This window comes from Chamaesiphon sp. GL140_3_metabinner_50 (assembly GCF_025361915.1).
Taxonomy (GTDB): domain Bacteria; phylum Cyanobacteriota; class Cyanobacteriia; order Cyanobacteriales; family Chamaesiphonaceae; genus Chamaesiphon.
This window is the reverse complement of the sequence record NZ_JANYJC010000226.1, coordinates 1-11962: the sequence shown is the minus strand read 5'-3', so window position 1 is coordinate 11962 and position 11962 is coordinate 1. Positions and strand designations below refer to the sequence as shown.

The following is an 11962-nucleotide window of genomic DNA, read 5'->3' as shown; positions in this document are numbered from 1 at the left end:
CTAATAACTCAAGTTCTCTTCAGAGAACTACCAAATAAATTAGTTCGTTTCAACGAACTTGAGCTATTAACCCCTGCTTGGTGCGTTTCCTTGCGCGGGGAACCCGCGCGGAACGCATCCGCAAATTCATTTGAGGGCGGTGCAGGAACGAAGCCAGGAGTCATTGCAATACGGTTCGGTTAGTCAGCGACTGAAGTCGCTAGTGGTGCAAAGTCCGCCTACGCGGACTACTAACATAACGTCATTTCGGGATAAGTATTTCCGATTTATGACTCCGAGCTTCGTTTATGCACCGCCCTCAAATAAATTTGCGGATGCGTTCCGCGCGGGTTCCCCGCGCAAGGAAACGCACCAAGCAGGGGCTAATAGCTCAAGTTCGTTGAAACGAACTGATTAATTTGGCAGTTCTCTTCAGAGAACTTGAGCTACTAGCCCGTTGGCGTTGGCGTAGCCTGCCGTAGGCACAGCCTCTTCGAGAACGAGACACTTGTAGTTCAGGGTGGTGCTTGAGCGGAGCAAATCAATTTTCCTTATCCCGTTGGCGTAGCCTCTCCGATAGGAGAAACTCACGTTAAGTAGATATTAAGTAAAAAAGGTAGGGGCAATGTCTTGGTTTGCTAAACCGTCGGGTTTCCCGACGAGCGCAAATCGCTTCATGAATTGCCCCTACCTTTTTGTTACTAAGTCGTTATTTTTTCTTCGCGCTAGCCTTTTCTGCTTTAGCGGCTTTCTTAGCAGCTTCAGCAGCAGCGAAAGCTGCTTGTTTGGTGGCTTGGCGTTCTTCTTCTAATTTATCGAGGTAATAATGATAGTCGCCCAAATACACCCGAAACTCACCATCGCGAACTTCGACGATTTTATTAGCTACTTGAGAGATAAAGTAACGATCGTGCGATACGATCAATGCCGTACCATCGTAGTTAATCAGGGCATTTTCGAGGGTTTCTTTCGCAGGGATGTCTAAGTGATTTGTCGGCTCATCTAGAATTAGCAAATTGGCTGGAATTAGCAACATTTTCGCTAGTGCGAGTCGGGCTTTTTCACCACCACTGAGCGATTCCACCTTTTTAAAAACCATATCGCCAGTAAATAAAAACTGACCTAATAGAGTTCTGACTGCTTCATTTTTCCAGTCGGGAACTTCATCGTGAATGGTGGCTAAAACTGTTTTATCGAGATCTAATGCTTCGGCTTGGTTTTGCTCGAAGTAGCTAGGAACGACATTATGTTCGCCGAGTTTAATCGAGCCGCTGGTGTGAGTTTCCATCCCCATAATCATTTTTAACAGGGTAGATTTACCGCAACCATTTGGGCCTAAAAAGGCAATTCGATCGCCACGTTCGATAAATAAGTCAGTACCTAAAAATAGAATTTTGTCACCATAGACGTGTTCTAAATCTTTAATTTCGACTATTTCCCGACCGCTGCGAGGAGCTGGGGGAAAGCGAAAACTAAGGGTTCGCATTGTTGATACTGGGGCTGCAATCCGCTCGATTTTATCGAGGAGTTTCTCTCGGCTTTTTGCTTGGGTACTGCGAGTCGCACTAGCTCGGAATTTCTCGACGAAAGCCTGTTGTTTTTCGAGTTCTTTCTGTTGACGCTCGAAGGCATTTAATTGAGCGTAAGAATTTTCCGCTTTTTGTTCGAGGTATGATGAATAGTTACCGAGATAAGTCGCTGAAACACCGCGCTCTGTCTCGACAATTTGATTGCAAAGCCGATCTAAAAACTCACGATCGTGCGAGATAATTACCATCGGCGTTTCGAGCTTACGCAGATAGTTTTCTAACCATTCGATCGTCTCTAAGTCTAAATGGTTAGTCGGCTCATCGAGTAGTAGTAAGTCAGGAAACTGGAGCAAGATTTTGGCTAAACTCATTCGCATTTGCCAACCACCACTAAAAGCACTTACCAATCGATCGGCATCTTCTAGTTCAAAGCCTACCTCTGGTAAAATCTTATCGATTTCAGCTTCGAGCGCGTAACCATTTAAGGCTTCATACAATCGCTGAAATTTATCCATCCGATCGAGCAATTTGTCAAGCTCGTCGGTGCTGGCTGTTTCTAACTGATGGTGAATTTTATCGAGTTCGGAGTGGACGCGGTTGGCTTCACCAAATGCTTGCCACAATTCTTCTTTGACAGTCCGCGTCGGATCGACATCAAATTCTTGGTTGAGATAGGCAATATTGAGACTATTAGGACGGATAATTTCACCGCTGGTAGGTTCGATTTGTCCAGCAATAATCTTCATCTGGGTAGATTTACCCGCACCGTTCGCACCTACTAAGCCAATTCGATCTCCTGGTTTAACTTCCCAATTAATGTCCTTGAGGACTTCACCTGTGGGATAAATCTTGCAGATATGTTCCAGTCGCAGCATGAAATTAATTTTCTCCAGCAGTAGTAAGAGGAGGGCGGGTATCCCAGTCTGTATTTTAACAAAACTTTACCACTAGGTCACGTAAATAGATGGGAGCGGGGAGTAAGGAGTAAGGAATGAATAATATACAACATATCTGTAGGTTGGGTAGAAGCCCGCGAAACCCAACATCCCTAGAGAGTTGGGTTTCGAGGCTCTGCTTGAAGCCTGACACATCAAAAGAGGCTTTCGATCGCATCGCTCAACCCGTGGGCAAAGTGACGAATCGAAAACCTCTTGAGTAATCTAGATTACCGCAATTAGCGACGGGGGACTAGACTGTTGTAGTCAATGTTGTAAGGTGAGATCGATTGAGGCTGATTGCCGATCTTGCCCAGACTTTTTGCCATTGACAGATATAGCGAAGGATCGCCCGCTTTGGCTTTTTTCTCTTGAGGAGTATACCCACGCACAGCAGCTTGCCAAGAAGCTTTGGGGAACCCTAGCTTGCCACGATAGTAGGCATCGTAGCGGGGAGATTGAATATTAAATGGTAATTCACTAGCACCGGAAGGTAATACCCGCCGACGTTGGAAGGGGACGATGCTATCGCCAAAGTTTTCTAGGTATTCATCGCTATTGAGTAGGTCGTTAATGAAGCCAGCACGACCTTTAGTGCCGATAACGATCGACCAAGCAATTTTTTCCGCATCGCTGTATACGTCGCGTCCTAGCACCTTCTGAATGCAATGGGTAACGAACCGATAGTTGCTATTGAGGTTATAGAAACTATTGGTGAAAGTATTAGATAAACATAAGCCCCGAATGAAGTCCCGGACGGTAATTTGACCGCTACGGAGCTGAGATTCTAGGAACTTTTCACGATCGGCTGCAAAAGCATGAAAGAAAATCTGGCGATAAGCTGCTCCAATGAGAATATCGATCTCACCTGAAGACAGTAAGTTATCGGTCGAGAAAACGCGCGGCTGCTCGTCTCCAGGCACTTCGTAGCCACGAACGCGAGTATTTTGACTCGAAGGGGAATATTCTAATAATGGAAGAGGCATATTTTTAAAGCTATCTTCTTACGAAACTTTACAATTTCTCTCATCATAGTCCCGATTTGCTACTGGCCCCCGCCGCCGCCCCGAAAACATTACATTCCTTAATTTTCTCTCAAGTCTAGCAACATCAGCCTTCTGGTTGTTTTTAAACGTACCACTTTGGCTCACTTTTTGGAGCGGGGAGTGTGGGAGTAAGGAGTAAGGAGTAAGGTGATTCCTGATAAAGACTATATCAAGCAACCGGGTTGTGCCTACGGCAGGCTACGCCAACGGCGAGGGTATATTTATGGGCGGGAATCACATCAAGCTTACATCTACCAATCATCATCAATAATAGCGGTTGGTAGTTTTAACTTAGGAAAGCGATAAAAAGTGTCGCCGTCGTCATCGACTTCGGGGAAACCATCGAGCAGTCGCACCTGCTCGTCGAGGAAGATTTTGGCATTTTGACTGCTCACTTGCGAAATTGCCATCAACTGAATTAGGGAAATCGAACTATCCTGTTGCCGTAATAGTTGGTAGAAGGCAGCTTCTAGGCGTTTGCGTCGATTGGATTTAGAGATGAATCCTGCCGCTCCTGCTCCTACACCCAATAAAATTAGTAATTCAATTAAGCCCATAGGGTGAGTACTTGGAGATTGACTACAGTGCGAATATACTCACATCTTAGGTCAACGGGAGGGAATTCGTTGGCGTAGCCTCTCAGAATGAGAATCGCCCATTTTGGTAAGGCTCACAGCAGTTTTACGATCCATCTGTTACAAAGACTCGTGACAACAGTTAGCAGATCGCCGATAATGGCACTGGCAGTAATTGTGTGCGATCGATACCTTCATTGACTGCGATCTGCTCTGCTTTTGACATTCTAGACCCCTATTTTCAGCCCTCTATCCGTGGATGAACATCCTTCTCTAAATATTGCAGTTGCCCGTTTGGGTACGACCGCACCCGATAATAATTATGCGGTGTGGGTACTTAAAGCACCATATCCTGGCGGCTATGTAATTGAAAATTGTCATTGGACGATCGAACTATCTCAAGTTTGGTTGGGGTGGCAAGGTTTATTTAGTCCGGGAAGTAGACCGTATTGTTTGCCGTGTCATCAAGAGGCAAGCATTCCCGAATTAGATCTAGCGGCGGTGACACCTGTCGATGCGCCTCAGCCGCAAATTTATAGTGCTAACTTAATGCAGCATTTGGGCTTGAGTTTGTGGCAGTGGTTATTTTGCAAGCAGGTGGGAAATGCCTTCGCTCAAAGTCAGGGCATGGCGATCGGACAGGTGAAATTGCTCCGTCTGCGCGTCGAAGTTCGCGATCCCGACTTGATCCCATTACCGTGGGAAATCATCCAGCCACAGCCAGGTAAACCCGCAATTAGCATCGATCGACAGGTGTTATTCAGTCGGACTAATAGCGATGTCGATCCGTTGCCGCCCCAACGACTCGATCGATCGATTAGAATTCTGCTGGTGCTAGGGCAAAATATTCCCGGTAGCCCCCAGCTCGATCTGCTGCAAGAGTCGGCGACGATCGCCCAAGCATTGCGAAATACCATGCCTAGCGGGTTTAATCCGCCCAATCGACTCAATCCGGCGGGTTGTCAGGTCGATACTTTGGTGCAGCCGACTTCAGCCGAGCTGATTGCCAAGCTCGAAAGTCAGCAATATAATGTATTTTTCTATGCCGGACATGGAATGCCCGCACCAGAGGGAGGATTATTGATCCTCAACGATTTGGGGGGGATTAATGGGACGGAATTAGCCCAATTACTCGTGCGGTGCGGGGTTAAATTGGCGGTATTTAATTCTTGTTGGGGCGCGCAGCCATATCAGCACCAACAGCAAGCCGTTCCTCGGAGTAGTTTGGCAGAAGTATTGCTACATTATGGCGTACCAGCGGTGCTGGCAATGCGCGATACAATCGCCGATCGCGAGGCTCTGAGCTTTATTCAGACTTTTACACAGGCATTGGCACAACGACTGAGTATCGATGAAGCTGCCGCGATCGCTCGCCAACAACTGTTAATTTTATATAAGTTCAATCAACCTGCGTGGACGTTGCCAATTCTGTACATGCATCCAGAGTTTAACGGTGAATTGATCCGTCCCTTAGCTGAAGCAATTACCGAGATTCCGTCCGTCCCGCAACAGATTCCCCCTGCGTATATGCGATCGCTGAGTTTTCATACTCATCCCGATTTTCCGATTAGTTGCGGTTTAATGCGCGTCGGCAGATCTAGCGATAATGACTTAGTAATTGTCGAACCTTGGGTATCGCAGCGTCATGCTGAAATTATCTATCGATCGCCATCGATGAAAGATCCGACAAATGGCGTATATTATCTCCGCGATTCTTCCCGGTTTGGTAGTTATGTCCTCGATGACGAAGGCAAATGGCTGAGGGTACATTCTGGAGAATTTGCGCTCCAATCGGGAATGCACCTGAAGTTTGGCAGCGAGGATGGGCAAGTTTTGGAATTTAGAATCGAAAGTACGATGTTTCGTTAAGACTCCCCTGACATGACTTTCGACACTAGCAATTGATGGGGATCGAGCGTTAAAATTAATGTAAATAAAAGTAACAGTTTCGATTAAAGGTCGCGGTAAAGACTTTTGAGATCGGATTTTTTACTTTGGCTGCTGGATAAATTGACGATCGTGGTGAGCCGCTACCTGCGCCAACTGGGAACAATAGAGTTAAGCGACTCGCGCCAGAACTATTCGAGCGCAGCTCAAATCAGTAGTCGCTGTTCGCGAATGAGAGGCTACACCAATAGAACCAGCTATTTGAGAGTTTGAACCCAAAAATTTAGCGTGCCTCGACTTCTTATGCAATTACCACTTATCAAAAATCTCAAGCATCCTCTCCCGACGATCGCCGGGATCGCTGCGGCGGCAATCGGTGTCGCCGCACTGGGAACTGTGGCGTTTAACCAGTTTAAACCAACTACTAAAATCGATCTAGACCGCTACACCAAAGCTGCTCAATCGCAAGATTTAACCGATCGAATTACGGCTAGCGGTAATATTATCCCCTTCCAGACGGCGAATCTGAGTCCTAAGACTGCGGGGAGAGTGGCACAGCTATTTGTCGAACAAGGAGATCGCGTTAAACAGGGGCAAAAAATCGCCCAAATGGAAAATACTGAAGCACAGGCGGGATTCGCCCAAGCCCAAGCCAATGTGCAGCAGGCTCAGGCTAATTTGAATAAAGCTAAAAACGGCACGCGCGTGGAAGAAATTGCCCAAGCTCAAGCCAGACTCAATCAAGCTCAAGCCAATTTAAATAAAGCTAAAAACGGCAATCGCCCCGAAGAAACCGCTCAGGTGCGGGCAAAACTCGCCCAAGCGCAAGCTAATCTTAATTTGAGTCAATCGATCGCCCCCCAGCAAATCGAACAGGCTACGGCGCAGCTAGCCTCCGCCGATGCCAGACTCAAACTCGCCCAAGCTCAAATCGATCGCAATCGATCGCTTAAAGCATCGGGGGCAGTTTCTCAGGATACACTCGATCGGGCGATCGCTGACTACCAGACAGCCAGAGCCAATGTTCTCGACGCTCAACAAAAGCTGCAACAGGTTCGCAATAGCAGCGGATCGGAAATCAGTCAGCGTCAAGCCGCAGTCACCGAAGCACAGCAAGCCTTACGCCAATCAGAAATCGGATCTCGTTCTGAAGATGTTGCCAGTTTAGCCGCTCAAGTCGATCAAGCTCAAGCCGCCTATCAACAGGCAAAAAATGGCTCCCGCCCGGAAGAAATCGCCCAATTCACCGCCGCATTAGGCGTAGCTAACGCCCAGTTACAATCGGCACGCTCTCAACTTAATGACTCGACAGTAATCGCGCCATTTGCAGGCTTAATTACCCAACGGTATGCCAGTATCGGCGCATTTGTCACACCTACTACTTCGGCTTCGACTAGCTCGTCGGCGACATCTACTTCGATTGTGGCGTTAGCCAAAGATATGGAAGTCAAAGCTAAGGTTCCCGAAGTCGATATCGGTAAAATTAGAGTCGGGCAAAAAGTCGAAATTACTGCCGATGCCTTTAGCGACAAGCCTTATCAAGGTACTGTCAGATTAGTTGCGCCAGAAGCCGTCGTCGAGCAAAACGTCACCTCATTTGAAGTCCGCGTCGCCCTCGATACAGGTAAAGATGTATTGCGATCGGGGATGAATGTTAATACCGTTTTTACCGGGCAAAGTACCCGTAATGCCTTAACAATTCCGACAGTTGCGATTAGTTCCCGACGCGGACAAACTGGTGTTTATATCCCCGGTGAAAATAACGAACCCAAGTTCCAACAAATCAAAGTTGGCGGTACGGTTAAGGATAAAATTCAAGTTATTGAAGGCCTTAAATCTGGCGATCGGGTCTTTGTCGATGTACCGCCTGGATTTAAAAATCAAATGATGGGTGTAAATGGTAATTAAAGATGAATATATTTGAAAGTCTAAAAATGGCAGCGCAAACCCTCGTATCTAACAAGTTACGAAGTGGTTTAACCATGCTGGGAATCGTCATCGGTAACGCTTCAGTAATTACCATGATCGGTGTTGGTGAAGGTACTCAAATTCTGGCTACAGATCAATTCAAAAATTTAGGGCCGAATACATTATTTATCTTACCAGGTAGCCCGAAAGCGCAGAATATTCGGAGTGGTGGGGTACCACCAACCTTAGTACTTAGCGATGCCAGGGCGATCGCGCGGCAAGTACCGTCTGTTGCTGGAGTTGCCCCAGTATTGCAGTCATCTTCAGTGGTCAGTTATCAAAATATTACCACGACTTCAATTATTCAGGGTACGACTGCTGACTTCCCAGCCGTCCGTAATTTTGCCGTAGATAAAGGCCGATTTGTGACAGCATTAGATGTCTCAAAAGACAAGCAAATTGCGATGGTGGGTACAGATATCGCTCAACGATTGTTTGGTAGTGAAAATCCATTAGGAAAACAAATTCGGATTAATAATCTGAGCTTTGAAGTGGTTGGATTGATGGAACCCAAAGGCTCATCTTTTGGTAGCAATCAAGATGATGCAATCTTTGTGCCAATTACCACGATGAGTAAACGCATCATCGGGAGAACTTCACCATTCGGACTCCGATTATCATTAATTTCGGTATCTGCGAAAAATAGTGAAAGTATGGATGCCGCCGAATTTCAAATTACTAATCTATTGCGTCGTCGCCATAAAATAGTCGGTGAAGATGATTTTACAGTTCGCAACCAGAAAGACGCACTAACGATCGTCACCACAATTACTAGTGCTCTAACATTATTACTCGGCGCAATTTCAGGAATTTCGCTGTTAGTGGGTGGGATTGGAGTAATGAATATTATGCTCGTATCTGTCACCGAACGCACCCAAGAAATCGGACTGCGGAAAGCCATCGGCGCGACTCAAAATGATATTCTCATTCAGTTTACGATCGAAGCAATTATTCTCTCGACAATCGGTGGTATTATCGGCACGCTGATTGGAATGGGTAGTATTATCGCCATCTCTAAATTTTCGCCACTCAAATCAGCCGCGATTTCACCATCGGCAATTATTTTAGCAGTGAGTGTTTCCGGTGGGATTGGGTTATTCTTTGGCGTAGTTCCTGCCAGACAAGCTGCTAAACTAGATCCGATCGAGGCTCTACGCAGTGTTTAAATAAGTTGAAAGTTAAAATGCCTACCTATCTGAGCAATCCTGTATTTTTAAGGTTATATGTCGCCCAAACTATTAGCTTGTTTGGGGATGCTTTGACTTGGTTGGGGCTAGCATTATTAGCTTTTGAATTAGCAGGTACCGACGCACCGATAGTGCTTGCAGGTGCCTTGACATTGAGGGTGACAGCGTTTACATTATTATCGCCATTCGCCGGAGTAATTGCCGATAGATTCGATCGCAAGCCGATCTTAATCATTACTCATCTAGGGCGAATGTTACTGGTTTGTCTGTTGCCATTTGTTAATAGTATTTGGCAAATTTACGCTTTAGTGCTGGGTTTAAATATATTCAATGCCTTTTTTGCCCCCACATATCAAGCGACAATTCCCTTAATTACAGGCGAAACCGATTATCCCCAAGCGATCGCACTTTCTAGTACAACTTATCAGATTCTTGGTGTATTCGGCCCCGGAATTGCCGGGGTACTGGCACTATTTATCGGTGCGAGAGATTTATTTTTCTGGGACGGAGCTAGCTTTATTATTGCAGCAATTTTAATTGCGTCCCTCCCCGGCAATTTACGAACAAATACAGGCGAATCTGGAAAAAAAGTCGAGAGCATTCGATCGGATATTCAAGTTGGTACAATTACGCTGTGGACTGATGCCCCGATTCGATATGGTTTAATGATGCAACTAGTAGCATCGATCGCTGGTGCTCAGATATTGGTAAATACAGTCGGATATGTTCGAGGTACGCTCCAGCTCACCGCCGTCGAATATGGGTGGGTAATGATGGGATTCGGATTGGGTGCGACATTAGGTACAATTGCGATCGGCATTTATCCTCAATATCGATCGAAAATTATCACACTTGTGAGTGGTGGGGCGATCGTTTCTATCTCCTTAATTGGTGCCAATTATATCGGATTAATTCCTTTAATTTTATTATGGTCGATCGCGGGATTCGGTCAAAGTTTGGTTAATTTATCAATGCAAACCTTAATTGCCGATCGAATTCCAACTAATATCCAAGGGCGTGTTTATGGCGCGCATTTTGCCTGGAGTCACTTGTGGTGGGCGGGAGCATATCCCCTAGCTGGTTGGTTGGGAACAACATTTCCCGATCGAACTTTTCTCTATGGTAGTTTAATTGGTCTTGCTTTACTCTCGATCGTGCATTTGTTATTAGCACCCGACAGGTTTACCCACACTCATCCAGAATACTCCCATACTCACACTCACGCCCACGATTTTCCACATCAGCACGAACATCAGACTAATCTGGAAAGTGAAGATCGATTACCTGAGAGTACGCTGGCACGAACGACACATCAACACCCACATTTGCATTCACGATTAAAACATACTCATACTTACACAGATATCAGCCACCAGCATTCAGACTCTCATTAAAATTTTTGATTCTAGATTAAAAATATCCCTAAAACCTAAACACTAAAACCTAATGAACGAGAACCAGCCAATCATTATTAGACTAGAAAATGTCAGTAAAACTTATGGCATCGAAGACACATTAGTTAACGCATTAGATGGCGTAAATTTAACGATAGCCGAAGGTGAATATTGTTCGATTATGGGGCCATCTGGTTCGGGAAAATCATCGGCAATGAATATTATCGGTTGTCTCGATCGACCTACCGTCGGACATTATTATCTCGATAACTTAGATGTTTCTACCGTTCCTGAAAACGAATTAGCCAAAATTCGCAACCGCAAACTCGGCTTTATTTTCCAACAATTTCATCTCTTAGCCCAACTTTCCGCCCTCGAAAATGTGATGCTCCCGATGATTTATGGCGGACTATCTCAGAGCGAACGCAAAGAACGCGCGGTTGTCGCTCTAGAAAAAGTGGGCTTGAGCAATCGGATGGCAAATCGCCCCAATCAACTCTCAGGCGGGCAACAGCAGCGCGTCGCGATCGCCCGTGCGATCGTCGGTGAACCCCGCGTACTGCTTGCTGACGAGCCGACAGGTGCCCTAGATTCGCGCACGACTCAAGAGGTAATGGATATTTTTACCCAGTTAAATGAAACCGGAATTACGATCGTGATGGTAACTCACGAACCCGATGTTGCGAAACAAACCAGACGAATCGTGTGGTTTAAAGATGGGCAAGTGGTACATTCTCACCTCACACCCAGCGATATCTATCGCGTGGCGATGGCGGGATAGGGATTAGGTGTTAGGTGTTAGGTGTTAGGTTTTGGGTTTTAGCGGAGATCTACCCACCCCACTGGGCGGGTCACCCGACCAGTAGCCCTACGGGCACCCCTCCGAGGAGGGGATTTTTCCTCTCTTTATTTCTTACTCCTTACTCAATCTGAGCCAGCCGAATTCTAGCCGTTGAAACAGCGATTTTTCACCTTCTGGTTGCAGCAACAGCAAAGGTACCAAAGACAATAGGCGAAGGATGCTAGAAATGACAAATAAGCCTGTCAATCCTCCCAACACGTCTAGATTAGCGAGGATACCGCCGATACAGGTACCCAAGAAACCGCTAATTCCGCCCAGCGCGGCATTGATGCCAAAATATTGGGCTTGATGTCGATCGTGAGCGATTTCGATTTGGAGATTATTAATACATAAATCGATCGCCGCACTCGCACCGCCATTGAGAATAAATAACAGCGGTAAACCCAGCCACAGCGAAAAAGCATCCTTACCTATGCCCAGCCACAGTAGTGGTAAAACAGCCATTATCAGTAAGGCAGCTACATTGGCTGTACAAAAAGGGATACTGGTTACCAATAGTGCCGGCAATTCGGGTAACAGCGCAGGAGACGCCAAATATGTTATTTGTCCTGCTGATGCAGAAGCAGTGTTAACCGTAGGTGCAACAGATGTAAATGGAAA

General features: G+C 46.2%; 10 protein-coding genes. 6 read left to right on the top strand and 4 right to left on the bottom strand.

The genetic code is table 11. The features are described from left to right. Positions 1–688 precede the first annotated feature (688 nt). From Q0R35_RS11250 to Q0R35_RS11240, 3 genes are all read right to left on the bottom strand, one after another. The gene (locus Q0R35_RS11250; protein ID WP_295617753.1) at positions 689–2383 is read right to left on the bottom strand and encodes an ABC-F family ATP-binding cassette domain-containing protein; all 1695 of its coding nucleotides are present in this window, start codon (positions 2381–2383) and stop codon (positions 689–691) included. 299 nt (positions 2384–2682) lie between these two features. Beyond that, positions 2683–3429 carry a phycobilisome rod-core linker polypeptide gene (locus Q0R35_RS11245; protein WP_295617750.1) on the bottom strand — a complete coding sequence of 249 codons (747 nt, stop codon included), beginning with the start codon at positions 3427–3429 and terminating at the stop codon, positions 2683–2685. A gap of 311 nt (positions 3430–3740) precedes the next feature. Further along, complete coding sequence (locus Q0R35_RS11240) at positions 3741–4046, bottom strand: hypothetical protein (RefSeq protein WP_295617747.1); 306 nt, start codon at positions 4044–4046, stop codon at positions 3741–3743. 273 nt (positions 4047–4319) lie between these two features. On the opposite strand from Q0R35_RS11240, the gene Q0R35_RS11235 reads away from it, so the two are divergent. From Q0R35_RS11235 to Q0R35_RS11215, 5 genes are all read left to right on the top strand, one after another. Beyond that, on the top strand, positions 4320–5933 hold the full coding sequence (locus Q0R35_RS11235; protein WP_295617744.1) for a CHAT domain-containing protein: 1614 nt from the start codon (positions 4320–4322) through the stop codon (positions 5931–5933). 321 nt (positions 5934–6254) lie between these two features. Further along, a complete protein-coding gene (locus Q0R35_RS11230; protein ID WP_295617741.1) occupies positions 6255–7859 on the top strand; it encodes an efflux RND transporter periplasmic adaptor subunit in 1605 nt (534 codons plus the stop codon). A gap of 2 nt (positions 7860–7861) precedes the next feature. Beyond that, positions 7862–9085 carry an ABC transporter permease gene (locus tag Q0R35_RS11225; RefSeq protein WP_295617738.1) on the top strand — a complete coding sequence of 408 codons (1224 nt, stop codon included), beginning with the start codon at positions 7862–7864 and terminating at the stop codon, positions 9083–9085. Between the two features lie 17 nt (positions 9086–9102). Beyond that, complete coding sequence (locus Q0R35_RS11220; protein ID WP_295617735.1) at positions 9103–10500, top strand: MFS transporter; 1398 nt, start codon at positions 9103–9105, stop codon at positions 10498–10500. Positions 10501–10552: 52 nt separating this feature from the next. Further along, the gene (locus tag Q0R35_RS11215) at positions 10553–11281 is read left to right on the top strand and encodes an ABC transporter ATP-binding protein (protein WP_295617732.1); all 729 of its coding nucleotides are present in this window, start codon (positions 10553–10555) and stop codon (positions 11279–11281) included. 132 nt (positions 11282–11413) lie between these two features. Here the strand turns inward: Q0R35_RS11215 and Q0R35_RS11210 are convergent, their stop codons facing one another. After that, positions 11414–11806: a hypothetical protein gene (locus Q0R35_RS11210; RefSeq protein WP_295617729.1), complete on the bottom strand. Its 393-nt coding sequence runs from the start codon at positions 11804–11806 to the stop codon at positions 11414–11416. On the opposite strand from Q0R35_RS11210, the gene Q0R35_RS19555 reads away from it, so the two are divergent. Next, positions 11775–11962: S8 family serine peptidase (locus Q0R35_RS19555; RefSeq protein WP_366944871.1), on the top strand; the 188-nt coding region annotated here is incomplete at its 3' end. The genes Q0R35_RS11210 and Q0R35_RS19555 overlap by 32 nt on opposite strands.

Coding starts and splice junctions, on each gene's coding strand:
- Q0R35_RS11250 (WP_295617753.1), bottom strand. CDS start 2,383: ATGCTGCGACTGGAACATATCTGCAAGATTTATCCCACAGGTGAAGTC.
- Q0R35_RS11245 (WP_295617750.1), bottom strand. CDS start 3,429: ATGCCTCTTCCATTATTAGAATATTCCCCTTCGAGTCAAAATACTCGC.
- Q0R35_RS11240 (WP_295617747.1), bottom strand. CDS start 4,046: ATGGGCTTAATTGAATTACTAATTTTATTGGGTGTAGGAGCAGGAGCG.
- Q0R35_RS11230 (WP_295617741.1), top strand. CDS start 6,255: ATGCAATTACCACTTATCAAAAATCTCAAGCATCCTCTCCCGACGATC.
- Q0R35_RS11225 (WP_295617738.1), top strand. CDS start 7,862: ATGAATATATTTGAAAGTCTAAAAATGGCAGCGCAAACCCTCGTATCT.
- Q0R35_RS11220 (WP_295617735.1), top strand. CDS start 9,103: ATGCCTACCTATCTGAGCAATCCTGTATTTTTAAGGTTATATGTCGCC.
- Q0R35_RS11215 (WP_295617732.1), top strand. CDS start 10,553: ATGAACGAGAACCAGCCAATCATTATTAGACTAGAAAATGTCAGTAAA.
- Q0R35_RS11210 (WP_295617729.1), bottom strand. CDS start 11,806: ATGGCTGTTTTACCACTACTGTGGCTGGGCATAGGTAAGGATGCTTTT.